Raw genomic sequence first — 22172 nt, forward strand, 5'->3', positions numbered from 1 at the left:
CCTCAGAACCGCTCGGGCCGCACGAGGGCGTAGGCGAGATAGGCGAGCAGCCCGAGGGTCATCAGGCCGCCGAGCCCGTAATCGAGGGTCATCGCGGGCCTCCTCACAGGCGTTCGCACACGGCGACGTAGCCGAGCGACAGGGCGAAGAAGCCGAGGCCCACCGCCAGCATCAGGACATCGAACATGGGGCATCCCCGTCGGGCGGCGCCGGGATGAAGGGCGCCGCCGCATCGAACCGGACCGTGAGCCACGGTCCCGATCCCGGACATCCTCCCGATCGCGTAGGGATTCGAGAGGGGGGCGGGGGCCGCGATATCAAGGCGGCATAAAGATGGACGGCCGTGCCGGGTCTCGCCGTCAGGGGCGCCGCGCCGCCCGCACCGCCTCCCGCAGGCCGGCACAGGCGTGCTCCCCGCCGCAGGCGGCCGCGCGGCAAGAGGATTGCAGCGCCCGGCCGTCGACCTGGAGCACGCAGGCGCCGCCGTTCAGGAAGCCCCGGACCGTGAAGCCGCAGAGCCGGCAGGCGGCGCGCACGGGAGCCAGGGCCGGGCCGCGGCGGGCCCCTCCGGTGATGGCCGCGGGCGCGAGCGCGCCGTGATCCCCATCCCTCATCGCACCGATCCCGATCCTCACCGGGGGGTCTTGCGATCGGAGGCCGGGGGAAAACGATGCGGCCGGCCGGGCCGCTTTATCAGGATTCCATCAATGTCGGGGCGTTCAGGCCGCCAGCAGCTCGCCGCCCTTCTCGGCGATGACCTGCCGCACCGTGCCGGCGAACATCCCGAGCAGCAGCGGCAGCCGGACCTCGACGCGGGCGGCCTCGTCCTCGACCGCGATGGTGCCGCTGACCGTCTGGCCCATGGCGCCGACCACGAAGGCGAGGATGTCGCCGTCCCAGACCGGGTCCTGCATCGTGAGCCCGGCCTTCTGCACGAGGTCCCGGCCCTGTCCGAGGCGGGCGTCGATGCGCCGGCGCGCCTCCGTCCGGCCGATCTGGTGGGGAATCACGACGACCAGGGGCTTCGCCATCACCGTCTCCGCGGCCCGCCGCACCCCCTACGGGCCGACTTCCGGGCACCGTGACCCGGCCGCGCCGAATCATCTCTGGTTGAAATCCACCATGCGACCGGGGAATTCAATCCGCGCCGAGCGCGGAGGGAGCGCCGGCAAGATCGAACATCGGAATCGGCGAGACGACCGTTGCAAAGCTGCGTCACGCCCGGCGGGTGCCGGCCAGACCCCCGGCGGGCATGTCCAAGCCCCCGGCGGGCATGTCCAAGCCCCCGGCGGGCATGTCCAAGCCCCCGGCGGGCATGTCCAAGCCACGCGGCTTGGCGCAGAGGGACCTTTGGCGTAGGGGACCGGTGGGCAGAGGGACGGGGCGCGTCGCGCCCGACGAGCGGAGGCGGGTCTTGAGCGCGATCGAGAAGGGCATCCTCGGCGCCGTCGCCGTGTGCATCGCGGCCACGGCCGCCCTGTGGTGGCTGGCGATGCCGGACGAGCCGGTACGGGCGCTGCAGGACGGCCTCGGCGCCGCGGCGCTCGCCACCATCATCGCGGGCGCGGCGGTCCGGCGCTCGGCCGAGTGAGGGGCCGGTGACGCCCACCGCCTCGCGCCTGGCGCGCCTTGCCGCCGCCGGTCTCGTCGCGGTCGCGGTGCTGTGGATCGCCTTCCACCTGCGCTGAGGCCGCCTTCAGGCCGGCAACGCCACCGGGTGCCGCCGGACCGCCCGATGCCGCCCCAGCACCGCGCAGGCGCCGCCGAGGACGAACCACATGTACCAGGTCGGCACCAAGTAATAGAGCATGTTGTCGGAATAGGCCATCGACAGGTATCCGGCCGTCATCGCCATGATCATCCAGGCCCAGCTTTGGCCGCGGGCGATCAGCCGACCCATCATGACGAGGACCCGCGCGTAGAGCCAGAGATAGGCGACCAGGCCGATCACGCCGGTCTCGAACAGGAACTGCACGTAGACGCTGTGCGAATCGATCGTGTCGTTCTCGAGCGGCAGCGGGAAGAACTGCGCCACGTAGTGCCCGAAGCTCGACAGGCCCCACCCGAAGAGCGGGCGCTCCCAGAACCAGGTCATGGCACCCTGCCACAGCAGGATCCGGAAGGCGTAGGAGTTCAGCTTCTCGTAGGCATCCGCGGTGTTGCCCTGCTGGAGGTCGGCGAGGCGCTCGGCGAATTCCGGCACGGCCAGCAACGCCACCGGTAGCCCCAGGAAGTAGAGCAGGGTGCGCCGGTCGAAGAGGATCCCGTGGGTGACGAGGATCAGGCCGGCCCCGGCCCAGGCGCTGCGGGTCTTGGTGAGCAGGATCAGCGCGAGCAGGACCGGCACGTAGAGAGCCAGCACCCGGCGCAGCCGCGGGCCCATCCCGAAATTCTTGCCCGCGAGCAGCGTCAGGACGACCGCCAGGATCGTCATCAGGTAGAAGGCGTAGATATTGGGGTGCGGGAAGCTGCTGAAGACCCGGGTGCCGTCGTCCCCGAACTCCGCCCAACCCAGGGCGAGTTGCAGGCCCGCATAGAGGGTCGGCGCGATCGAGCCGGCGACGATGAGAAGCAGGAAGCGGCGCAGGTCGGCGAGGTCGCGGACGACATGGAAGGCCAGCAGGCAGAAGGCGGCATGGGTCGCCAGCAGCATCATGAGCCGGATCGCGGCGCCGGGATCGGGCGCCACTTGCGACGAGACGAGGCAGACCAGGAGGAGCGGCCCCCACAGGACGAGGGTCGGGCCCGGGCTCACCCGCGGCCGGGTCGCCACGCAGGCGGCGGCCACCACCAGCACCGCGAGGTTCACCGCCGCGCCGACCCCCATATCCTCGAGGCCGCCGACCTTGGTCAGGTTGAACACCGGATCGAGGGCCGAGCGCGTCAGCAGCACCGCCTCGACGAAGCGCCGCGGCCCGGCGAACCAGGCGAAGAGGATCAACAGGGCGCTCGCGGCGATCAGCATCGGCCTTCCCCTCGGGCTGCCTTCCGGCCGTTCTGCTTAGCCGCCCCGGCGCTTCAGCGGAGCGCCGCAAATGGGAGAGGCCTCCTCCGCAAGGCGTAGGCCGGAGCGGGCGCGCGCCCGAGGCGGATGTCGCTGCGTCACAGGTCGCCCTCGAGCGGCGTTGCTGCTAGGCTGGCGCCCCCGGAATCCGGACACCCGATCGACGATGCGCCTCTCCCTCGCTTCCCTGCTCCTCCTCGGCGCGCTCGCCGCCCCGGCCCACGCCCAGACGACCGCGCCGGCCCCGAACCCGTTCGGCCCCGGCGCGGCGAAGCCGAACCCGGCGCCGCCGAACCCGCCCGCGATTCCCGGCAAGCCCGCGGCCCCCGCAGCCCAAGCCCCCGCAGCCGGCACCGCGATCTACCCCACGGCGGTCGCGCCGAAATACGCCAAGGAACCGGCCGGCAGCGCCCGCCAGCACACCTGCCTCGACCAGTACAACGCCAACAAGGCGGCCGGCGGCGCGGGCAACGGCGGCATGAACTGGATCGCGAAGGGCGGCGGGTATTATTCGGAGTGCAACAAGCGGCTGAAGGGCTGACGCGCGCGGGGAGGCATCGACCTCCCCCTCACGCCCGCGCCGGCCCGGGCGACGGCCGCACCGTGAGGGCCAAGGCCACGCCCAAACCCGCCACGGCCAGCCCCGCCAGCACGCCCCAAGCCGGCCACGCCGCGCCCGCACCCTCGGACAGGGCCGCCTGGTAGGCCTCGATCGCCCAGGCATTGGGGGTGAGCCAGCCGAGGCTCTGGAGCCAGGGCGGCATCAGGAAGCGCGGCACCATGCTGCCGCCGACCGCCGAGAGCAGCAGCACCCCGAAGGTCGAGACGAGATGGGCCTGCTGGCGGGTGCGCGCCGCCGCGCAGGCGGCCAGGCCCAGGCCCGCCGCCATGGCGGCGACCAGAACCCCGGTGACGAGCCAGGGCACGGCGTGCGGCCCGACCGAGACGCCGTAGAACAGGGCGGCGGCGCCGAAGATCAGCGCGCCTTGCGCGGTGCCCTGGAGTACCAGGAACAGGAATTTTCCGAGCACCACCACCGGCAGGCCGCCGGGTGCGGCGGCGAGGCGGTCGGCGATGCCGGACTGGCGCTCCTCGACGAGGGAGAGGGCGCCCTGCATGGCGGCGAACAGCAGGAACACCGCGGCGATGGCGCCGGCATAATAGGCGACGCGGGCATTGCCCCCGGCCTGGCCGTCTCCGCCCTCCGCCGTCGAGGTCCGGGCGATCAGGGCGGCGAAGGAGAAGGCCTCGCGCTTCTCGCGGCTCTCCGCGAAGGCACGATCGAGGAAGGCGCGCTCGTCCGGCCCGATCTTGCCGGTGCGCTCGACATCGGCGACGACCCGCGACAGCACCACGTCGGGCAGGGCCTCGTTGAGCACCCGCTGCACCTGTCCGAGGGCGATCGGGGTGGCCAAGGCGCGAGCCGGGCTCTCGACGACGAGGATCGGCGCGTCGGTCACGCTGCTGCCGGCGGCAAGATCGCCGCGCAACACGAGCGCCACGTCGACCTCGCCCCGGCGCACCGCCGACACGGGATCGCCGTCGAGGAGCGTGGTGCGCAGGGCCGGATCGGCCTGGAGCGCGGTCACGAGGCGCGCCGTGGTGGCGGTGCGGGCCTGGTCGAGGAGCCCGACCTGGATGCGGATCCGCTCGCCGACGGCGCCGGAAAAGATCGCCGCGAAGACGCAGAAGATCACGGTGGGCAGCACGAAGGCCATCACCAGGGCGGCGCGGTCGCGCCACAGGGTGAGCAGCATCACCCGGAACGCGGCGACGATCATGCCGGCACTCCGAAGGGCGCCCGGACGGGATCGGCCGGGGGCGCCTGCGTCACGTCGCGGTAGAGCCCGTCGAGGCCCGGCTCGCGCACCCGGATCTCCCGCACCGGGACGCCCTGGCGGCGCAGGTGCGCCAGCAGGGCGGCGCCGTCGCGCCCGCCCGCGACAGTGCTCCCGGTTCGCCAGGTCAACGGCGAGGCCGGGTGGAAGCCGGCCTGGCGCAGGGCGGCGGCCGCCGCCGGATCGGCGGCCTCCGACAGGGCGACCTCGTGCTCAGGGGGACCGGCCCGCATGCCGGCGAGCAGGTCGGCGAGGCGCCCGTCGAGGCGAAGAGCACCGTCCTGGAGCACCAGGACCCGGTCGGCCAGGCGCTCGGCCTCGGCGAAGTCGTGGGTGGCGATCAGCACCGCCGCCCCGGCCCGGGGCAGGCGCTCGAGCACCGCGTGGATCGCCGCTCGCGCCGCCTGGTCGACGCCTTGCGTCGGCTCGTCGAGGAGGACGAGGGCGGGCTCGGCGAGCAAGGCCGCCGCGATGTTGGCCCGGCGCTGGTAGCCGCCGGAGAGCACGCCGACGAGGCGGCCCGCCACCTCCTCGAGCCCCGTGCGGGCCAGCGCCCGCACCACCGCCGGCGCCCGCGCCGCCCGGGGCAGGCCCATGAGGCGGGAAAACACCTCCAGGTTCTCCCGCACGGTGAGCCGCGGGTAGAGGGCGATCTCCTGCGGCACCCAGGCGATGGCGCGCCGTACCCCGGCCTCGCGCCCCGGATCACGCCCCAGGACCCGCACGCAGCCGCGGCTCGGGACGAGGCGCCCGGCGAGCAGCCGCATCAGCGAGGTCTTGCCCGCCCCGTTGGGGCCGAGCAAAGCCACGGTCTCGCCCCGCGCGAGCGCGAGGTCGACGGAGACGAGAACCCGGTGGTTCCGGTACGAGAAGGCGAGGTCGCGGATCTCCGCCGCGGGATCGGGCATCATCCCGTCACTACAGCAGCGCTTTGCGGCATTCCGAGGGAGTGCCGCCACCGCGCTTCGAGTCACCGGGCCGGCAGGGCGCGGGTGAGCCGCACCCGCAAGGCGGTGCCCGCCTCGGGCAGCCGGAAGGCGGCGGCGGCAAAATCCGGGCGGCCGCGGCGGCCGGCGCCGTTCGAGAAGCCGTAGGGCTCGGTCGGCAGGCCTAAGCCCGTGCGGCCGAGGCGCCCGTCGCCGTCGAGGTCCTGGAACGCCGCCACCGCGTAGGTGCCCGGCGGCACCTCGGTGAAGCCGAAGCGCAGGCTTTGGGCCGCGGCCGGCCCGCTCTGGCCGATGCGGCAGGATTCCTCGGCGAGCGACCCGGTGCAGAGCGCGACGAAGATCCGGCCTGCGCCGGGCTCGACCCCGTCGACCTCGACCGAGAGGTCGGCCGCGGCGGCCGCGGCGGTCAGCCCGCCGGCCAAGACGGCGGCGGCCAGGGCGGCGGCAAGCGGCGCGCGCCTCACGAGGCCTCCCCGAGGCTCGGGGCGGCGAGCGGCATCCCGCGGGCGGGGGCCGGCTCCAGGGCCAGATCCTCGGCCATCAGCCGCGCGGTGATGCGCGCGCCCTCGTAGATCACCGGCAGGCCGGAGCCCGGATGGGTGCCGCCGCCGACGAGGTAGAGCCCGGGCCCGAAGCGGTTGTGGGGCCGGAAATACAGCATCTGCCCGAGATCGTGCGACAGGTTGAAGGTCGCGCCCTCGTGCACCGCGAACTCGTCGCGCCACTGGGTCGGGTCGACGACGCGCTCGTAGCGGATGCGCGATTCGATGTCGGTGAGCCCGAGCTTCTCCAGCCGCTTGAGCACCAGCGCCCGGTAGGACGGGCCGACCGCCGCCCAGTCGATCCCGGCGCGCAGGTTCGGCACCGGCACCAGCACGTAGAGGCTGGTCTGGCCGGGAGGGGCCATGCCGCCGTCGGTGTAGCCGGCATGCTGGACGTAGATCGAGGGCTGCATCGGCAGCACCCCGTCGGAGACCTCGCGGATGTTGCGGGCGTAATCCTCGGACAGCAGGATGGTGTGGTGGCCGAGGCTCTCCGGCATCGGGCCGTCGATGCCGAGATAGAGCATGTAGGTCGAGCAGGAGAGGCGGGCCTTCGCCACCTTGGCGTCGCGCCAGCGCGGCCGGCGAACTTCCGGCACCAGTTCGGGCACGACCTTGGCGAAGTCGCCGTTGATGACGACCGCATCGGCGGCGATGCGCTCCCCCCCGGCCTCGACGCCAACGGCGCGCTTGCCCTCGAACAGCACCCGGTCGACGGAGGTGCCGAGCTTGATCTCGACGCCGAGGCGGCGGGCAAGCCCCGCCATCGCTTCCGAGACCGCGCCGCAGCCGCCCACCGGGTGATAGACCCCGTGCTCGTATTCGAGGAAGCTCAGGATGGTGAACAGGCTCGGGCACCGGAACGGCGACATCCCGAGATATTTGGTCTGGAACGAGAAGGCGAGGCGGACCCGCGGGTCCTTGAAGTAGCGCGTCAGGTCGCGGTCGACGGTGGCGTGCGGGCGCAGGAGCGGCAGGGCCGCCAGCATCGCCGGCGAGGCGAAGCTGCGGATCGAGTCGCAGGCCTGCTGCAGGACCGGGATGAAGGCCGCGAGCTTGCGGCGGTTGTCGTTCAGGAAGCGGCGCACGTTCTTCGCGTCGTCGGGCGCGATGCGGGCGATCTCGGCCTCGAGCCGCTCGACGTCCGGCGTCGCCTTGATCTCGCCGCCGCCCTCGAAGACGAGGTGGTACTGGGGATCGAGCCGCTCGAGGGTGAGGTGGTCCTCCAGCCGCTCGCCGCAGGATTCGAAGATGTCGGCCAGGATGCGGGGATAGAGGAAGAAGGTCGGCCCGATGTCGAACTTGTAGCCGCCCGGCGCCGTGACCGTGCGGGTGCGCCCGCCGACGCTCTCCTCCTTCTCGATCACCGTCACCTGCACGCCGTCGCGAGCGAGCATCAGCGCCACCGCGAGGCCCCCCGGCCCCGCCCCGACCACCACCGCCCGCCGCCCCGACAGGGTGCGGTACCCATCCCGCGGCTGCAACAACGCTCCACCTCCTGCCAGACCGAAACGGTCGCCCGTGCTTATGGCCTAGTTGTGGCGCGCGGCGGTAAGCCGGCAATGGCTGCGCATTGTCGCGGTGGGGACGGGAGTGAATTTTTTCTCCGGTGTCGTGCGCGAGTGCGGCCGGAGGCGCAGCGGTCGGGGTCGGCGCCGACGATGGGTCGGGGCCCGTTCGAAGCGGCCCCGTATCGCGTCTCAGCCGTCCTCGTCGTCGGGCAGGACCAGGATTGCCTCCGGCACCAGCATCACCCCGACAGCGTCGCCCGGTCCGTAGAGGCCGGGCCCAGGCAGGCGGGCGCGCAGCGGGATCGGGAGGCCCGGCACCCCGAGATGCAGCACGCTCGCCGCCCCCAGGAAGGTGCGGCGCACGACCTGCGCGGGTATGCCTTCGCCGGGCCTCGCGACCCGCAGGGCCTCGGGCCGCAGGCAGACCCGGACCATGGCCCCTTCCGGCAGGTGCGAGGCCGGCACGACGCCCAAGGGTGTCCCGGCCCGGCCGGCCTCGACCCGAGCCGGGATCTCGGCCGCATCGGCGAGGAAGCGGGCGGCGAACAGGCTCTCGGGGCGGCGATACAGCGCCTCCCCGGTGGCGACCTGGACGATGCGGCCGCGGCGCATGAGCGCGATGCGGGTCGCCACCGCGAGCGCCTCCTCGGGGTCGTGCGTGACCATGAGCGCCGTGGTGCCGGTGCGGCGCAGGAGCGCCACGGTGTCCTCCCGCACCCGGTCGCGCATGCGCCGGTCGAGGTTGGAGAACGGCTCGTCGAGGAGCAGCAGCCGCGGCCCCGGCGCGAGCGCCCGCACGAGGGCCACGCGCTGCTGCTCGCCCCCCGACAGGGTCTGGGGATAGGAGCCGGCATGGCCCGCGAGGCCGACCTGCTCCAGCAGCTCGTCGGCGGCCTCGCGGGCGGCGGGGGGCTGGCCCTTCAGGCCGAAGCGGATGTTCTCGCGCACCGTCAGATGGGGGAACAGAGCGTAGTCCTGGAACATCAGGCCGACGCCGCGCTCCTCCGGCGGCACGCGCGCGCCGTCGCCGGCGACGAGGCGCCCGTCGAGCCGCACCGTGCCGGAATCCGGCACCTCGAGCCCGGCCACCACCCGCAGCAGGGTGCTCTTGCCGCAGCCCGAATCGCCGAGCAGCGCCATCACCTCGCCCGGTCGCACGGTGAGCGAGACCCCCGCGAGGGCCTGCACCCGGCCGAAGCGGCAGGCCAGGTCCTCCACCGCCAGGGCGGGCGCCAAGGCAGGCGCCGGGCGGGAGGGGGCCGGTTCGGTCATGCGGCGTTTCCTTCGGGGTCTTCCACGCGGGCGTCGCGCTCATACACGCGCCGGCAGGAAGGGGCGAGGGCGCCGAGCCGGGCACGTCGGCCTGCACCGATCCGGCACGGGACGCAGCCTGTCAGGGTCAATCGGGCGTTAAGCCGATTCATCGAATCCTGCACATCGCCGCGGCCCCTTTGGAGGCGGCGGATGTGTCGCGAAGGGTATCGGGCGTATGCGTAACCTGTCGGGTGAGAGGAGCCATGCCGAGGGCGGCACCGTGGTGGCGTTCCGGCGCAAGGAGCGGGCGGCGCCAGCGAGCCACGACTTGAGCCACGGCCTCGACCACGATTTCGCCCCCAGCCCCCGGATCGCCGCCGCGCGGCGCGACCAGCGCAGCCTGATGGACACGGTCTACGAGGCCGGCACCCTGCCGGTGGCGGCGGGCGACCGCGACACCAAGCTGCTGGCCTCGCGCCTGCTCGTCTACGGCTTCCTCACCATCGACGAGGTCGGCGAGGACGGCGCCACCCGCCGCCTTCGTCCCTCCGAGGCGATCCGCGCCGGCCGCGAGCGCCCCTGGCGCCTGTCGCGGGCCTCCCGCGGGGTGAGCCTGTCGGTGCCGATTCCCGCCCGGGACGGGTTCCTGTTCGAGATGGCGTGAGGGCGCGCGGCCGCCCGCGCCGACGCCGGCACGCCGCTCCTCCGAGCAAAAATTGACTTTCCGGACCGGATCACCGACACGGGCGCCCGCCGCGACCGGCGCCGTTCGCGTCGGTTTCTCCCGGGTCGGAGCTGTGCATTGACGAGCCTTGCCGCCGGGCGCCGCCCCGGCCGCGCCGCCTCCGTGGGTCGTCTCGCGGAGCGCCTCCTCGATCTCGGGGCGCGCAGCCACGGGCGGGCTTGCGCGCTGCTCGTCGTCCTGTCGCTGGTCTGCTTCCTGCCGGGATTCGCCTCGCTCCAGCCGATGGACCGGGACGAGCCGCGCTTCGCCCAGGCCTCGAAGCAGATGCTGGAATCGGGCGAGTTCGTCGATATCCGCTTCCAGGGCGAGGCCCGGCACAAGAAGCCGGTCGGCATCTACTGGGCCCAGAGCGCAGTCGTCGCCGCCGGCGAGGCCTTGGGCGTGCCGGGCGCCCGTACCGCCATCTGGCTCTACCGCATTCCCTCGCTGATCGGTGCGCTCGCCACGGTGCTGCTCAGCTACTGGGCCGCGCTCGCCTTCCTGCCGCGGCGCCAGGCCGTCCTCGCCGCCGCCCTGGTGGGCGCCAGCGTGATGCTGTCGGCCGAGGCGCGGCTCGCCAAGACCGATGCGCTGCTGACGGCCTGTGCGGTCGCCGCCATGGGGGGGCTGGCCCGGGCCTGGCTGACCCGCGCCACAGCCTTGCGGCTGCCGCAAGCCCCGCTCCCCATGCCGACGGTGCTGACCTTCTGGCTCGCGGTGGCGCTCGGCATCCTCGTCAAGGGACCGATGGTGCCGATGTTCGCCGGCCTCGCGGCGCTCTGCCTCTCGGTCTCCGTGCGCTCCGGCGCCTGGCTCAAGCGGCTGCGGCCGGGCCTCGGCCTGATCCTCGTGCTGGTCCTGGTGGCGCCGTGGTTCGTCGCCATCACGCTGAAGAGCGGCGCCGCCTTCTACGGCGAGGCGGTCGGCCACGACATGCTGGGCAAGGTCGGCACCGCCCAGACCCAGCATTGGGCCCCGCCCGGCACCTACCTGCTGGTCATCTTCGCCACCTTCTGGCCCGCCGCCGCCTTCGCGGCGATGGCGCTGCCCTTCGCCTGGGCCAACCGTCGGGAGGATGGGGTCGCCTTCCTGATCGCCTGGGTGCTGCCGTCCTGGCTGGTCTTCGAGGCGGTGCCGACCAAGCTGCCGCATTACGTGCTGCCGCTCTGCTCGGCGCTGGCGATCCTCGCCGTCACGGCGGTCGCCCGGGGCGCGGTCCACCGCGACCGGCCGGGCGCGCGCTGGGTGGCGCTCCTGGTGCCGTTCATCCCGGCCGGCCTCACGGTGGGCCTGTGCCTCGCCGCCTGGCGCCTCGACGTGGTGATCCCGTGGGCGGGGCTGCCGCTGCTCCTCGCCGCGAGCGCGGTGGCGTTCCTCGCCTGGCGCGCCTTCGTGGACGGGTTCCCGGAGCGCGCCTTCGCGGTCTCGGTGCTAGCCGGCGCGCTGCTGGGGCCCGCGGTGTTCGGGCTCACCCAGCCGGCGCTCGCCGCCCTCAAGGTCTCGCCGCGGCTCGCCGCGATCCGCGACGCGCTGCCGTGCCAAAACCCGAAGGTCGGCACCCTCGGCTACCGCGAGCCGAGCCTGGTCTTCCTCATCGGCACCGACCTCGCGATGCTCGATTCCGGCGAGGAGGCCGCCGCCTTCCTGCGTCAGGGCGGCTGCCGCCTCGTCTATGTCGAGGATCGCTTCGCCAAGGCCTTCGCGGATGCGGAAGGCGCGACCCCGCCCCGGCCGGTCGGCCGCGTGACGGGCTTCAACATCAATGGCGGCAAGCCGGTCGGCCTGTCGGCCTATGCGGTGACGCCGTGATCCAGACCCTGCCAGAAAGCACCCACGCCATGTCCGATCGGGAGGCGATCCGCCTCAGCGTCGTGGTGCCGGTGAAGAACGAGGCCGGCAACATCGCCCCCCTCGTCGCCGAGATCGCGGCGGCCTGCACCCCGTTGCGCCCGTTCGAGATCATCTACGTCGATGACGGCTCGACCGACGCTACCCCGGCGGCGCTGTCGGAATCGCAGTCCCGCCATCCGGAATTGCGGGTGCTGCGCCACCGCGAGAGCTGCGGCCAGAGCGCGGCGGTGCGCACCGGGGTGCTGGCGGCGCGCGGCGACCTGGTGGCGACCCTCGACGGCGACGGCCAGAACGACCCGGCCTTCATTCCGGCGCTCGTCGCGGCGCTGACCGCGGCGGGCCCCGGGGCGGGTCTGGCGCAAGGCCAGCGGGTCGGCCGCAAGGACGGGCGGCGGAAGATGATCCAGTCGCGCATCGCCAACGGGGTGCGCGGCCGCATCCTCAAGGACGCGACCCGGGACACCGGCTGCGGCCTCAAGGTCTTCCGCCGGGCGGTCTACCTGCGCCTGCCGTATTTCGACGCGCTGCACCGCTTCATGCCGGCCCTCGTCGCCCGCGAGGGGTTTTCCGTCGTCCATGGCGACGTGGTCGACCGGCCGCGCTTCACCGGGCGCTCGAATTACGGCCTGTTCGACCGGCTCTGGGTCGGCATCCTCGATCTCGCCGGGGTGTGGTGGCTGATCCGCCGCCGGCGCCGGGTGCCGCAGGTCGAGCAGGGCGGGCAAGTCGTGCAGGGCAAGCAAGTCGTGCAGGGCAAGGCGGAGTAGCCCGATGGTCGCCGACATCATGCACGGGCTCAGCGCCTATTTCTGGTCGCTGTTCACCGGCCCGGTCGATCTCGTGCTGCTGATCGGCCTGGTGGGGCAGGGGCTGTTCACCGCCCGCTTCCTGGTCCAGTGGATCGCCAGCGAGCGGGCCGGGCGCAGCGTGATCCCGCTCTCGTTCTGGTTCCTGTCGCTCGGCGGCTCGGCGGTGCTGCTCGGCTACGCGCTCTACCGGCGCGACCCGGTCTTCATCCTCGGCCAGAGCCTCGGCACGGTGATCTACCTGCGCAACCTCGCCCTGGTGTTCCGCGAGCGGCGCGGCACGGGCGTGTGAGGGGCGCCCCGGGCAGGCCCGGGGCGCGGGCGCGTCAGCCCTTCTTCTTGTAGTCGAAGGCCGGAGCCTTGTTCAGGTCGTCCTTGGTGGCGTTCACGCTCGCCTTCCAGGTGTCGCCGTCCCGGGTCAGGGTCACGCTGTCGGGGCTGACCGCGACGTAGCGCTCGCCGATGCCGAGGAAGCCGCCGACGCCGAGGATCACAGCCTGTACGGTCTTACCGTCGACGATCACGAGATCGGCGATGTCGCCGATCGACTCGTTCTGGGCGTTGGTGACCTTGGTGCCGAGGATGCGCGAGGTCACCGCGGCCGTCGGCTGGAGGGTGACGAACTGCACCGTGGCGGTCTTGACCTGCTGGGTCGTCATGCCGCCGGTGGTCGCCTCCGGCTGCGTCGCGGTCTGGGCCTGGGCCTGGCCGACGGCGAGCAGGAGGGCGGCCGTCGCGAGGGCGGTCTTCAGCGTCATGGGAACGAACTCTCTTCAGCGGGGCCCGCGCCCGTGGGGTGGCGCGGGTCCTGCGCAGAACGACCGTGCGCCGGCAGGGTTCCCCATCGTCATGTTTTACGGTGATCGCGGCGGGCGGCCCGGTGCAACACGGCCACGCCGCCCCCATCTAGAGGCCTTCGGCCGCGTGAGGCGGCGAGACAGGGGAACAGCATGGACGGTCACGTGTACGGAGCGCTCGGGCAGCCGGGCGTCGGCCTCCTGATGGCCATCGTCATCGGGGCGCTGGCCGGCTGGCTGGCCGAGCGCTTCATGAATTCCAGCATGGGCCTTCTGGGCAACATCGTGCTCGGCATCATCGGCGGCGTGGTCGGCAACTTCCTGGCGGCGCAGTTCCACATCCCGATCTTCGGGTTCTGGCGCAACCTGTTCTCCGCCACCATCGGGGCGGTCATCATCATCGCGGTGGTGCGGGCGGTCCGGGGCGAGCGGCGTTACTGACCGGGATCGACCGAAGCGCCTTGGCGCGACGGCCCAGCCCGACCGGGCGCCGGCACGCCTCGTGCCGGACGCCTTCGCGGACCTTGCGAAGGCCACCATCGATGCCGCGCCGCGCGGCGGCGCGTCACGCCCCATTTGCTCCGGCGGCCCGGACATCCTAAGTCAGGTTCGCGCCGCGAGGGGTTCGCGGGCGCAGTCGTCCCCAAACCCCTTGCCGCCCCGGATCCCATGGCCGTCGTCCTCGACCTCCTGCGCAACGACCAGCGCCCCCGCCACCCGGAGAAGGCGCACCGGCCCGACCAGCCGATCCTGCGCAAGCCGGACTGGATCCGCGTCAAGGCGCCGGGCTCGCCGAAATGGGCCGAGACCCAGGCCATCGTGCGCGAGAACAAGCTCGTGACGGTGTGCGAGGAGGCGGGCTGCCCGAACATCGGCGAGTGCTGGGAGAAGAAGCACGCCACCTTCATGATCATGGGGGATACCTGCACCCGGGCCTGCGCGTTCTGCAACGTGCGCACGGGCATGCCGGACGCCCTCGATGCGGCCGAGCCCGAGCGGGTGGCGGAGGCCGTGGCCAAGCTCGGCCTGCACCACGTCGTCATCACCTCGGTCGACCGCGACGACCTGCGTGACGGCGGTGCCGCCCATTTCGCGGCCGTCATCGCGGCGATCCGGCGCCTGAGCCCCGCGACCACCGTCGAGATCCTGACCCCCGACTTCCTGCGCAAGGACGGCGCCCTGGAGATCGTGGTGGCGGCGCGCCCCGACGTGTTCAACCACAACCTCGAGACCGTGCCGTCGAAGTACCTGACAGTGCGTCCCGGCGCCCGCTACTTCCACTCGATCCGCCTGTTGCAGCGGGTGAAGGAGCTCGACGCCACCATCTTCACCAAGTCGGGGATCATGGTGGGACTGGGCGAGGAGCGCAACGAGGTGCTCCAGCTGATGGACGACCTGCGCTCGGCCGAGGTCGACTTCCTGACCATCGGGCAATACCTGCAGCCGACGAAGAAGCACCACCCGGTCCTGTCCTTCGTGACGCCGGATGCGTTCAAGGCCTACGAGACCACGGCCTACGCCAAGGGTTTTTTGCTCGTCTCGGCGACGCCGCTCACCCGCTCCTCCCACCACGCCGGCGAGGATTTCGCCCGGCTCAAGCAGGCCCGGCTCGGCCGGCTGGGAACCGTCTGACCCGATGCCGAGCTTCCGCACCACCCGCACCGTCCGCCACAGCCCGACGGAGATGTTCGACCTCGTCGCCGACGTAGAGCGCTACCCCGAATTCCTGCCGCTCTGCGAGTCCCTGAGGGTGCTGCGCCGGCAGGAGGGCGAGGACGGCACCGAAACCCTCGTGGCCGACATGGGCGTCGGCTACAAGGCGATCTCCGAGCACTTCACCACCCGGGTCCGCCTCGACCGCCCGAACCTGAAGATCCTGGCTGAGTACATCGACGGCCCGTTCCGGCACTTGGAGAACCGCTGGACCTTCCGCGAGGCGCCGAACGGCGGCTGCACGGTCGAGTTCTTCATCACCTACGAGTTCAAGAGCCTGGCGCTGGGGCTCCTGATGGGCAAGATGTTCGACCGGGCGTTCCGGAAATTCACGGATGCGTTCGAGAGCCGGGCGGATCGGTTGTATGCAAGGGCGTGAGGGATGACGTGGGGTGGGGCCGGGTATCGGCCCCGAACCAGAATATCATTAGACTGGAATGTGAGATTTCGTCTCGAGATGGAACCCGGTGAGGTATGGCACTCACCTGATGGTGTTCGACCCGACAGGAAATGCACAGCAGAGCGGCACGATAGATGGTCCTGCGGTAGCCTAGACAACGATCCCCGGGCCCATAAACGACGAAGGCGGCCCGAAGGCCGCCTGTCGTCAATCTCTGTCTCACCAGAGTTTATAATGGTCGGAGCGAGAGGATTCGAACCTCCGACCCCTAGTCCCCCAGCCGCTCAGAAGGCCGTTTCATGGGGATTCAGGTAGTCTCACAAGCTCTTGCATCCCACTGGCATTAAACGTCATTCTGCGTCGGGAGCTTTCGTCGGGGTTCAGGCCATCTCGCAATTCTGAACCCCACGAGAACCCCAGGTCCGCGCGGAGACTAGTGCGCCAGAATGCCGATCGTCGCCCTGACACACAGCTACGTCGCCGGACTGCAAGCGAAGCCCCCGGAGGCGCGAACCGAGGTCTGGGACGAGCGCACGCCCGGATTGTGCCTCAGGATCGGCCCGACCGCCAACGGCACCTGGTCGTTCCGGTACCGGCCCAAGGCGGGGCAGGGGTACCAGCGGATCACGCTCGGCCGGCTTGCCGATCTCACCCTTGCTGAGGCCAGGGAGCGGGCCGCCCGGCACCGCGTCGCGGTCGCCGACGGCGGCGACCCCCAGCGGGAAATGAAGGCCCGGAAGTCTGCGGCCGCCACCATCCTGACCTTTGACGAGCTCGCTCAGCGCTACCTCGACGAGTACGCCAAGCCCCGCAAGGTGAGCTGGCAGAACGACGAGGGGTACCTCAAGCGGCCGCGGGCCGCCTGGGGCAAGCGCGCCGCGTCGAGCATCACCCGGCGCGACGCCATCAACCTCCTCGACGGGATCAAGAAGACCGCGCCGACGAGCGCGAACCGCACGCAGACGGTGCTGGTCACGCTGTTCAACTTCGCAGTCGAGGATCAGCACCTCGAGGTGAACCCGATCGCCGGTCTCAAGAAGCGGGCACGCGAGACCGCGAAGGACCGGGTGCTCACCGATTCCGAGGTGCGCGTCTTGTGGCGCGCACTCGAAGGGGAGGGTGTCACCCAGGACGTCGGCGATGCCCTGCGGTTCCTGCTCCTGGTCGGGCAGCGCCCGGGGGAGGTGGCCGGCCTTGTGCGGACCGAGCTGCACGACCTGGACCGGCCCGAAGAGGCGCGGTGGGAGATCCCGGCCGCGCGCATGAAAGCCCGCCGCCCGCAGATCGTTCCTCTCGCTCCCGCCGCAGTCGAAATCTTGCAGGCTGCCATCGTGCGCCGGGAGGCCGATGGGGACGGCCAGCGTGTGTTCGCGAGCCGCTTCGTCGCTCGCGACACCCTCGCCCGCCACAGCCTCAGCCAGGCCGTCCGGCGGGTCATCGCCGCGCTCGAGATCGAAGGGCCAGACCGAGAGGCTGCTGCCTCGCTCCAGGATCAGCCGCCGACGCCGCACGACTTCCGGCGCACCGTGGCGACCGGCCTCGCACGGCTTGGGATCCCACGCGAGGATCGCAAGGCCGTGCTCGCCCACGTCGAGGATGACGTGCACGCCCGGCACTACGACAAATACGAACGCCTGAAGGAAAAGCGAGCGGCGCTCGAAGCTTGGGCTGTTCACGTCCTTGCGGTCATGGGAGGGCGTATTGAGCACTGAGATGTCCGAACGAGATGCAAGGCTGTTGTGCGAAACAGCCCTAACAAGACGCCTCACCAATCCACAAGGAAAATACTGGAACCGCATTGTGGACATTCTCGAAAATGTGCATGACATCAGGCAATTAAAGATTGATCTGGAGCATTTAAGTCGTTCTTATTTCAGGGATATAAATAATGGATTATACAACATAACAAGGAAGAGGAAACTAAGTAATATTTCTAAAATAGCAGAACAACTTATGGATTCTATTGAATCTGAGAAAGAATGGCTGCAAGCAAATCTTGATTTTTTAGACGTCGAACACTTTGGTGCGGAGGATCTGCTCAAGGATGACGAAATAAGTCCACTGCTTTCATTTAGAGTATTGCTACTGCGCGCGATGAATGATGCCTCTCAAAAGAGTGGAATAGAGACGCTACATGCGCGGCGGCGCGCATGGATTTACGCAACGCAGATATATGAAGAAAGTCGAGAGCGTAGAGCTGCTGTATCTAAAGACAAAGATGGGCAAATTTTTGGTCCCTTTGTTGATTTTATAATGTCAGTATCAAAGCCAATCATGTACATGGAAAAATTAAGTCCGAACATGATTGATCAATTCATAGACTGGTACCGTGATCCTGCCAGCCTCTCCGACCGAGAGGAGGTGGCGGAACGTCGGACATACTGGCTTGCGTGGCAGGCGCCCAGACAGGGGTAATTCGTCCGCGAAAAGAAAATCGGTTACCCCCGTCACAGCACGAAGCCGCGTGTCTAATCAGGAAGCCGCCCAGAATTTCAGGAGGCGGCTTTGAGCGTCAAGTACATCACCCAGCGCGAGGTTGAGGCGAAGACAGGCCTCTCCGGCGCAACCCTCCATCGACTGCGCCGGAAGAGCAGATTTCCCGATCCCATCCGCATCGGCGAGCGCCGGATCGCGTGGCCCGAGGCCGAGATCGACGAGTGGCTCGCGAACCGCGAGCGCTCCCGCCTGTGCTCCTCCGCTACCGCTGCGTGAGGGGGCGGCCATGAGTGACGTCCGCAAACAGGTGATGGCACGGATCATCAGCGTCATGGCTGAGGCTGAAGCGCGGGGCGATAACAAGTTCGCAGCAGCTCGCCAAGCCTTTCCGGGGACGCCTGAGAGCGTTCTGATTGAAGCCAGCGTCGAGGTAGAAGACGCTCGCACCGAGGCATGGTGGCAGACCATTGAGCGCACCATCGACGGCGAGGTGATCCGTAAGGCCATCGCCGGGCCGGCTTCCGAACCGGTCCCGGCTGGCCCCCGGGACGCCGAACTCGACGCTAGCCTCGACGCCCTCTTCTCGGCGGGGGAGATCTGATGAGCAATCTGGATAATCTCTCCTACGATGTGCTCCGTGAAGGATTAGGACTCACCCACAGATGCTTTGCACTCCTCCAGGCGGTAGCACCTGGAGGAGGGTTAGAGGATCTCGTGCAGAGCCTCCGGTCTGGATCTAAGCCGGAATGGTCGCGCATTTGCACAGAGCACGCGATCAAGCGCGCGGAAGAAATTCTTGCATGGCATAAGGACGGAGATCTCTATTATCGCACCGGATCATATTTTTGGGCGTGGTATCACCCAGAGTTCTACGATGCCCTCAGAGCTATTGGATGCCGACGGTTTCGCGGAGTTCTAGATGAAGCGGAACCGGCCTTCGTTGCCACCATCGAACAAGGTCGGATGCGGCGGCTCGGACCTCCCGAAGCGCGCCACCTGATTGATATCAACAAGCTGGAGAGCAGCCCAACGCTCGGCGACCTCGTTGACGAGGAGGCCGCGCGATGAAGGCGCCTCCCGATGTCGGCGACCTCCCCCTGTTCGCCGGCCTTCTCTGCCCGGAGCCGGCGCGGCCGAAGTGCCCGCCGGAGGCGGTGTCCCGGCCGGATCCCGCCCCAGCGCAGGCTCCCCGCCTCGCCGGGGCCGCACCAGCGGCCCCGCGGCCGCGGCCCAAGGCAGAGATGATCCCGTTCCCCCTCTGCCGCCGCGTGGATCTCACCGAGGACCTGGCGAACGAGTTCATGGCGTTGCGATCGCATCACGGCAGGCGCAGCCGGACCATGCTCGTGGAGCGGCGGTTCAAGCCCATCCGCGCCAAGCTGAGGCGTCTCGGCGTCCCGGCCGACGTCATTCGACAGGAGATTTCGTGTCTCGAACGGGAGGTAGCGCGGCTGGTCTGGCTGCGTGACGGAGGCGACCAGTCCGGTTCCGACGGGGGGACCGCCGCATGACGCGAACAACGGCACAGCGCACCCAGAAGCGGGCGCCCCAGGTTGGTGAGCCGGCAGACCTGGCGCATCTCAGCACCCGCGACGGGGTCCGCCTGGCGGGCGAGGCCCGCGTCGTGGGTAATCCGAGCGCCCTGACGAAAGCCGACGAGCCGACAGCAGGTACTTCCCGCCGGGGTCGCTCCAGCATCAAGTTCCATCGCCTCGACCGCCGACCGGCACGGCCGCCTCGCGCCGAGATCATCGCCGGCCTCGTCGCTGCTGGCGAGATCGCCGCCCTCGTCGGAGCCCCTGGTTGCGGCAAGTCCACGCTGGCCGCCCTGACGACGGTCTGCGTCGCCGAAGGGCTCCCCTTCCTCGGCCGCGCCGTGCGGCCGGGCGCGGTGTGCTACGTGGCTGCGGAGCGTGCAGCCGAGATCGAACGGCGGCTCGATGCCGCCGCCTCACCTGGTGCTCCACTCTATGTCACGCCCGCCCGCCCGCAGTTCGCAGACCCTAGGAGCGTCGACGAGCTCCTCGCAGGAATCGCCGAGGTGGTCGCCGGTGAGCGTCAACCCCTCGTCCTCGTCGTGGTCGACACGGCAGCCCGGTGCTTCCGTGGCATCGACGAGAACTCGAGCCGGGACATCGGGCTCGCTGCCGAGGGCCTGACCCGGATCGTTGAGGCGCATCCCTCGGCCGCGGTGCTCCTGCTGCACCACCTCGACAAGTCCGGGGGCGGCATGCGGGGGTCCGGCGCTCTCCTCGGCGCCGTAGACGTGGAGATGACGATCCGGGGCAGTGGACCGGTCCGTCGGCTCACCGTGACCAAGGCGAACGCCGTGGCCGAGGGCCAGACCCTGACGTTCCGGCTGGAGCCCATCGAGATCGGCTCAGGCGAGACGGTGGTCACGGCCGTGCCAGCGGGCAATGAGGGCGGCGTGGGCGGCCCTAAGGCCGCCACGCGCCTCCCGCCGGACGCCCGGATGGCCCTCAACGTGCTCAGCACGATCAGCAGCCTCGGCAGCGTGATCTCGCTCGACGCTTGGCGCGATGCGACCTTCACCGCCTTCGGCGAGCGGCCGCAGAAGAACAAGCGGCAGGCCTGGTCCAAGGTCCATCGCCTCCTCCTCGACCGTGGAGACGTGAGCCTCGACGCCCAAGGTGTCAGCATCAGCAAGGCGTCAGCGGAGCATCAGCAAGACACCAGCGATGACGGGGGCAAAGCGTCAGCGGAAGGCGTCAGCGCACCCCCCTCTATAAGAGGGGGTGCTGACGTTGCTGACGCCCCTCGTCGCTCCACCCGGAAGGTTGGAGCGTCAGCGGCATGAACGGGATCATGTTCGTGGGACGTTCCGGGAGCGTCCGGCGGTCGGCGCGCCCACGGCGCGATCGATCCGCCCGGCGCGCCTCGTCCTGGCACGGCACCGCGGCCGCGTGGTCTCTGATCCTGGTGAGCCTCAGAGCCCTGGAGCACCGAAGCTCGTGCGCACCCATCGTCGAGGGTGACGGCGCGGCCGCTCGCGGCCCCTCGAAGGGGCACGCGACCACGCCTCTCCACAACATCAGCTTCTCGATGCCCCTCGCCGAGTCCGAGCATCACGGCCGCGGGCGACGATCACGTGGGATGTCACGCTCACGCGCTCATCTCGTCACGCTCACCACCTTCACTTGTCACGCGCAAGACCTCCGCCGTCACGCGAGGTCACAGCAGATCACGCCCTTGTCACGGCGACAGGCTCACGCATCAGCCCAGGTTCTGGGGCTCGGGAAGGTGGTCGGCTCGGGCTACATCCATGCGGACGATGGGGGCGCCGTCGCGGACTACCAGCACATGGGAGTAGCGGCGGGTCGGGCTGACCTTCCTGAACCGAATGGTACGCATCTCCACGCCCAGGATGGGGCTACCGTCACCGACACCCTTGAGGTTGAGCAGCAGAGTGCCGGGTTCAACGTCGCCGGAGACGATCTCACAGAGGAATGGCTCTGCGCCGTCCTCGGCAACCTCAACATCGCCATAGATCTTGAGACAGGGTACGCAGCCGGCTCGTCCAGAGATGATCTCTTGGGCGCACCAGTTCATGGTGCGAAGCGCTGGCTTGGACATGACGATCTCGGGCTGACCTCACTCTTGTTCATGGTCAGATGTGGGGATGAGCCACCGTCACCCACGTGCGCGGACGCACCCGAGGCGGGCGGCCTCCGGGCCGCCCCCGCCCACCGTCTGGGCAGAGATGCGCCCCTGCACCCCCTATGCCCCCTTGCTGCACCCCTGCCACACTGTTGCATTTCTGCACTTTAGGGACCGTGGACCGGGGGAAGGTCATGCGGCGCTACGTGGCGCGGACTTCGCGCGTTTTTGCATTTTCCATTTTGCGGTTTCGTTTCGCTCCCGCGGCCGCTCGAGCCCAGGAAAATCAATGACATGACCTCTTCAAACCCCTCTTCGAAGCACCAGCGAGACCTCTCGCCGCCTCGACCGGCAGAGGGGCCGCACTGCGCTGCGCCTGACGCTCGTCAGGAGGCAGCCGCCGACCTGTCCAGGCGCGACCAACTCGTCGCTGCCATCGGCCGCCTGATGCCGGCCCTGCACCGTCGCCGTGCTGAACTCGCCGCCGATGAGGCGGCGGTCACTGCCATGATCGACGAGCTCGTGGCGATCGAGAGCGCCGCGGCTCCGGCCGTGGGCGTTCGTCAGCACCTCACGCTCGACGAGGCGGCGGGCCTCGCCGGCTGCACCCGGGCGACGATCAGGAAGCACGCACTCAAGCACGGGTTCGGATGGAAATCCGGCGGGCGGTGGCGGTTCAGCCGGGAGGGAGTGACGGCTTTCCTGTCGAATTCGCAGGGTCATTGATCATT

The 22172-nt window shown here is 70.1% G+C and carries 29 protein-coding genes; 17 read left to right on the top strand and 12 right to left on the bottom strand.

Annotated elements, in window-relative coordinates; translation table 11 throughout:
* Positions 1 to 2: 2 nt before the first annotated feature.
* From AC3AOF_RS22670 to AC3AOF_RS22685, 4 genes are all read right to left on the bottom strand, one after another.
* Positions 3 to 92, bottom strand: coding sequence for a K(+)-transporting ATPase subunit F (locus AC3AOF_RS22670; protein ID WP_099905332.1), 90 nt, complete (start codon positions 90 to 92; stop codon positions 3 to 5).
* Between the two features lie 11 nt (positions 93 to 103).
* Positions 104 to 253, bottom strand: coding sequence for a hypothetical protein (locus AC3AOF_RS22675; RefSeq protein WP_236988767.1), 150 nt, complete (start codon positions 251 to 253; stop codon positions 104 to 106).
* A 106-nt stretch (positions 254 to 359) separates the two neighbouring features.
* Positions 360 to 614 (bottom strand): hypothetical protein, encoded by a 255-nt coding sequence (locus tag AC3AOF_RS22680; protein ID WP_236988766.1) that lies wholly within the window; start codon positions 612 to 614, stop codon positions 360 to 362.
* 105 nt (positions 615 to 719) lie between these two features.
* Positions 720 to 1031, bottom strand: coding sequence for a polyhydroxyalkanoic acid system family protein (locus tag AC3AOF_RS22685; RefSeq protein WP_236988765.1), 312 nt, complete (start codon positions 1029 to 1031; stop codon positions 720 to 722).
* Positions 1032 to 1414: 383 nt separating this feature from the next.
* On the opposite strand from AC3AOF_RS22685, the gene AC3AOF_RS22690 reads away from it, so the two are divergent.
* The gene (locus AC3AOF_RS22690) at positions 1415 to 1591 is read left to right on the top strand and encodes a hypothetical protein (protein ID WP_236988764.1); all 177 of its coding nucleotides are present in this window, start codon (positions 1415 to 1417) and stop codon (positions 1589 to 1591) included.
* A gap of 105 nt (positions 1592 to 1696) precedes the next feature.
* Here the strand turns inward: AC3AOF_RS22690 and AC3AOF_RS22695 are convergent, their stop codons facing one another.
* Positions 1697 to 2965, bottom strand: coding sequence for an O-antigen ligase family protein (locus AC3AOF_RS22695; RefSeq protein ID WP_488346569.1), 1269 nt, complete (start codon positions 2963 to 2965; stop codon positions 1697 to 1699).
* Positions 2966 to 3170: 205 nt separating this feature from the next.
* Between AC3AOF_RS22695 and AC3AOF_RS22700 the strand changes: the two genes are divergently transcribed.
* The gene (locus AC3AOF_RS22700; protein ID WP_488346570.1) at positions 3171 to 3545 is read left to right on the top strand and encodes a hypothetical protein; all 375 of its coding nucleotides are present in this window, start codon (positions 3171 to 3173) and stop codon (positions 3543 to 3545) included.
* Between the two features lie 28 nt (positions 3546 to 3573).
* Here AC3AOF_RS22700 and AC3AOF_RS22705 read toward each other — a convergent pair whose 3' ends face one another.
* From AC3AOF_RS22705 to AC3AOF_RS22725, 5 genes are all read right to left on the bottom strand, one after another.
* Positions 3574 to 4785 carry an ABC transporter permease gene (locus tag AC3AOF_RS22705; protein WP_488346571.1) on the bottom strand — a complete coding sequence of 404 codons (1212 nt, stop codon included), beginning with the start codon at positions 4783 to 4785 and terminating at the stop codon, positions 3574 to 3576.
* Positions 4782 to 5750 (bottom strand): ABC transporter ATP-binding protein, encoded by a 969-nt coding sequence (locus AC3AOF_RS22710; protein ID WP_488346572.1) that lies wholly within the window; start codon positions 5748 to 5750, stop codon positions 4782 to 4784. Before AC3AOF_RS22710 ends, AC3AOF_RS22705 begins: the two co-directional genes overlap by 4 nt.
* A 62-nt stretch (positions 5751 to 5812) precedes the next feature.
* Entirely contained in the window at positions 5813 to 6253 is a 441-nt protein-coding gene (locus tag AC3AOF_RS22715; protein ID WP_488346573.1) for a DUF2141 domain-containing protein, read from the bottom strand.
* Entirely contained in the window at positions 6250 to 7818 is a 1569-nt protein-coding gene (locus AC3AOF_RS22720) for a phytoene desaturase family protein (RefSeq protein ID WP_236988759.1), read from the bottom strand. The genes AC3AOF_RS22715 and AC3AOF_RS22720 overlap by 4 nt, the downstream gene beginning before the upstream one ends.
* A gap of 213 nt (positions 7819 to 8031) precedes the next feature.
* On the bottom strand, positions 8032 to 9114 hold the full coding sequence (locus tag AC3AOF_RS22725; protein WP_236988758.1) for an ABC transporter ATP-binding protein: 1083 nt from the start codon (positions 9112 to 9114) through the stop codon (positions 8032 to 8034).
* Between the two features lie 217 nt (positions 9115 to 9331).
* Between AC3AOF_RS22725 and AC3AOF_RS22730 the strand changes: the two genes are divergently transcribed.
* From AC3AOF_RS22730 to AC3AOF_RS22745, 4 genes are all read left to right on the top strand, one after another.
* Positions 9332 to 9760 carry a hypothetical protein gene (locus AC3AOF_RS22730; protein WP_236988757.1) on the top strand — a complete coding sequence of 143 codons (429 nt, stop codon included), beginning with the start codon at positions 9332 to 9334 and terminating at the stop codon, positions 9758 to 9760.
* A gap of 138 nt (positions 9761 to 9898) precedes the next feature.
* Positions 9899 to 11629, top strand: a complete 1731-nt coding sequence (locus AC3AOF_RS22735; protein WP_488346574.1) for an ArnT family glycosyltransferase — start codon at positions 9899 to 9901, stop codon at positions 11627 to 11629.
* A 29-nt stretch (positions 11630 to 11658) separates the two neighbouring features.
* Entirely contained in the window at positions 11659 to 12438 is a 780-nt protein-coding gene (locus AC3AOF_RS22740) for a glycosyltransferase family 2 protein (protein WP_488346575.1), read from the top strand.
* Positions 12439 to 12442: 4 nt separating this feature from the next.
* Entirely contained in the window at positions 12443 to 12769 is a 327-nt protein-coding gene (locus tag AC3AOF_RS22745) for a lipid-A-disaccharide synthase N-terminal domain-containing protein (RefSeq protein ID WP_488346576.1), read from the top strand.
* 34 nt (positions 12770 to 12803) lie between these two features.
* On the opposite strand, the gene AC3AOF_RS22750 is transcribed toward AC3AOF_RS22745, so the two are convergent.
* Positions 12804 to 13235 (bottom strand): PRC-barrel domain-containing protein, encoded by a 432-nt coding sequence (locus AC3AOF_RS22750; protein ID WP_236988755.1) that lies wholly within the window; start codon positions 13233 to 13235, stop codon positions 12804 to 12806.
* A 192-nt stretch (positions 13236 to 13427) separates the two neighbouring features.
* Here AC3AOF_RS22750 and AC3AOF_RS22755 point away from each other — a divergent pair, with 192 nt between their 5' ends.
* The 10 genes from AC3AOF_RS22755 (at position 13428) to AC3AOF_RS22800 (ending at position 20641) form a co-directional block, all read left to right on the top strand.
* Positions 13428 to 13715, top strand: coding sequence for a GlsB/YeaQ/YmgE family stress response membrane protein (locus AC3AOF_RS22755; RefSeq protein ID WP_236988754.1), 288 nt, complete (start codon positions 13428 to 13430; stop codon positions 13713 to 13715).
* Positions 13716 to 13943: 228 nt separating this feature from the next.
* Entirely contained in the window at positions 13944 to 14906 is a 963-nt protein-coding gene (lipA, locus tag AC3AOF_RS22760; protein ID WP_488346577.1) for a lipoyl synthase, read from the top strand.
* Between the two features lie 4 nt (positions 14907 to 14910).
* Positions 14911 to 15366 carry a type II toxin-antitoxin system RatA family toxin gene (locus tag AC3AOF_RS22765; RefSeq protein WP_048462018.1) on the top strand — a complete coding sequence of 152 codons (456 nt, stop codon included), beginning with the start codon at positions 14911 to 14913 and terminating at the stop codon, positions 15364 to 15366.
* Between the two features lie 467 nt (positions 15367 to 15833).
* Positions 15834 to 17099: a tyrosine-type recombinase/integrase gene (locus AC3AOF_RS22770; protein WP_488346578.1), complete on the top strand. Its 1266-nt coding sequence runs from the start codon at positions 15834 to 15836 to the stop codon at positions 17097 to 17099.
* Position 17100: 1 nt separating this feature from the next.
* Positions 17101 to 17802, top strand: coding sequence for a hypothetical protein (locus AC3AOF_RS22775; protein ID WP_488346579.1), 702 nt, complete (start codon positions 17101 to 17103; stop codon positions 17800 to 17802).
* Positions 17803 to 17892: 90 nt separating this feature from the next.
* A complete protein-coding gene (locus AC3AOF_RS22780; RefSeq protein ID WP_488346580.1) occupies positions 17893 to 18099 on the top strand; it encodes a helix-turn-helix transcriptional regulator in 207 nt (68 codons plus the stop codon).
* A 10-nt stretch (positions 18100 to 18109) separates the two neighbouring features.
* Positions 18110 to 18424: a hypothetical protein gene (locus tag AC3AOF_RS22785; RefSeq protein WP_488346581.1), complete on the top strand. Its 315-nt coding sequence runs from the start codon at positions 18110 to 18112 to the stop codon at positions 18422 to 18424.
* Entirely contained in the window at positions 18424 to 18891 is a 468-nt protein-coding gene (locus tag AC3AOF_RS22790; RefSeq protein ID WP_488346582.1) for a hypothetical protein, read from the top strand. Before AC3AOF_RS22785 ends, AC3AOF_RS22790 begins: the two co-directional genes overlap by 1 nt.
* Positions 18888 to 19334, top strand: coding sequence for a DUF6074 family protein (locus tag AC3AOF_RS22795; RefSeq protein ID WP_488346583.1), 447 nt, complete (start codon positions 18888 to 18890; stop codon positions 19332 to 19334). The genes AC3AOF_RS22790 and AC3AOF_RS22795 overlap by 4 nt, the downstream gene beginning before the upstream one ends.
* Positions 19331 to 20641, top strand: coding sequence for an AAA family ATPase (locus AC3AOF_RS22800; protein WP_488346584.1), 1311 nt, complete (start codon positions 19331 to 19333; stop codon positions 20639 to 20641). Before AC3AOF_RS22795 ends, AC3AOF_RS22800 begins: the two co-directional genes overlap by 4 nt.
* Before the next feature lie 416 nt (positions 20642 to 21057).
* Here AC3AOF_RS22800 and AC3AOF_RS22805 read toward each other — a convergent pair whose 3' ends face one another.
* On the bottom strand, positions 21058 to 21417 hold the full coding sequence (locus AC3AOF_RS22805) for a hypothetical protein (RefSeq protein WP_488346585.1): 360 nt from the start codon (positions 21415 to 21417) through the stop codon (positions 21058 to 21060).
* A gap of 318 nt (positions 21418 to 21735) precedes the next feature.
* Between AC3AOF_RS22805 and AC3AOF_RS22810 the strand changes: the two genes are divergently transcribed.
* Positions 21736 to 22167 carry a helix-turn-helix domain-containing protein gene (locus AC3AOF_RS22810; RefSeq protein WP_488346586.1) on the top strand — a complete coding sequence of 144 codons (432 nt, stop codon included), beginning with the start codon at positions 21736 to 21738 and terminating at the stop codon, positions 22165 to 22167.
* The last annotated feature ends 5 nt before the right edge of the window (positions 22168 to 22172 follow it).

The organism is Methylobacterium sp. 142-1Y, from assembly GCF_057747795.1.

Coding starts and splice junctions, on each gene's coding strand:
- AC3AOF_RS22670 (WP_099905332.1), bottom strand. CDS start 92: ATGACCCTCGATTACGGGCTCGGCGGCCTGATGACCCTCGGGCTGCTC.
- AC3AOF_RS22680 (WP_236988766.1), bottom strand. CDS start 614: ATGAGGGATGGGGATCACGGCGCGCTCGCGCCCGCGGCCATCACCGGA.
- AC3AOF_RS22685 (WP_236988765.1), bottom strand. CDS start 1,031: ATGGCGAAGCCCCTGGTCGTCGTGATTCCCCACCAGATCGGCCGGACG.
- AC3AOF_RS22695 (WP_488346569.1), bottom strand. CDS start 2,965: ATGCTGATCGCCGCGAGCGCCCTGTTGATCCTCTTCGCCTGGTTCGCC.
- AC3AOF_RS22700 (WP_488346570.1), top strand. CDS start 3,171: ATGCGCCTCTCCCTCGCTTCCCTGCTCCTCCTCGGCGCGCTCGCCGCC.
- AC3AOF_RS22705 (WP_488346571.1), bottom strand. CDS start 4,785: ATGATCGTCGCCGCGTTCCGGGTGATGCTGCTCACCCTGTGGCGCGAC.
- AC3AOF_RS22710 (WP_488346572.1), bottom strand. CDS start 5,750: ATGCCCGATCCCGCGGCGGAGATCCGCGACCTCGCCTTCTCGTACCGG.
- AC3AOF_RS22725 (WP_236988758.1), bottom strand. CDS start 9,114: ATGACCGAACCGGCCCCCTCCCGCCCGGCGCCTGCCTTGGCGCCCGCC.
- AC3AOF_RS22730 (WP_236988757.1), top strand. CDS start 9,332: ATGCGTAACCTGTCGGGTGAGAGGAGCCATGCCGAGGGCGGCACCGTG.
- AC3AOF_RS22740 (WP_488346575.1), top strand. CDS start 11,659: ATGTCCGATCGGGAGGCGATCCGCCTCAGCGTCGTGGTGCCGGTGAAG.
- AC3AOF_RS22745 (WP_488346576.1), top strand. CDS start 12,443: ATGGTCGCCGACATCATGCACGGGCTCAGCGCCTATTTCTGGTCGCTG.
- AC3AOF_RS22750 (WP_236988755.1), bottom strand. CDS start 13,235: ATGACGCTGAAGACCGCCCTCGCGACGGCCGCCCTCCTGCTCGCCGTC.
- AC3AOF_RS22755 (WP_236988754.1), top strand. CDS start 13,428: ATGGACGGTCACGTGTACGGAGCGCTCGGGCAGCCGGGCGTCGGCCTC.
- lipA (WP_488346577.1), top strand. CDS start 13,944: ATGGCCGTCGTCCTCGACCTCCTGCGCAACGACCAGCGCCCCCGCCAC.
- AC3AOF_RS22765 (WP_048462018.1), top strand. CDS start 14,911: ATGCCGAGCTTCCGCACCACCCGCACCGTCCGCCACAGCCCGACGGAG.
- AC3AOF_RS22770 (WP_488346578.1), top strand. CDS start 15,834: ATGCCGATCGTCGCCCTGACACACAGCTACGTCGCCGGACTGCAAGCG.
- AC3AOF_RS22775 (WP_488346579.1), top strand. CDS start 17,101: ATGTCCGAACGAGATGCAAGGCTGTTGTGCGAAACAGCCCTAACAAGA.
- AC3AOF_RS22785 (WP_488346581.1), top strand. CDS start 18,110: ATGAGTGACGTCCGCAAACAGGTGATGGCACGGATCATCAGCGTCATG.
- AC3AOF_RS22790 (WP_488346582.1), top strand. CDS start 18,424: ATGAGCAATCTGGATAATCTCTCCTACGATGTGCTCCGTGAAGGATTA.
- AC3AOF_RS22795 (WP_488346583.1), top strand. CDS start 18,888: ATGAAGGCGCCTCCCGATGTCGGCGACCTCCCCCTGTTCGCCGGCCTT.
- AC3AOF_RS22800 (WP_488346584.1), top strand. CDS start 19,331: ATGACGCGAACAACGGCACAGCGCACCCAGAAGCGGGCGCCCCAGGTT.
- AC3AOF_RS22805 (WP_488346585.1), bottom strand. CDS start 21,417: ATGTCCAAGCCAGCGCTTCGCACCATGAACTGGTGCGCCCAAGAGATC.
- AC3AOF_RS22810 (WP_488346586.1), top strand. CDS start 21,736: ATGACCTCTTCAAACCCCTCTTCGAAGCACCAGCGAGACCTCTCGCCG.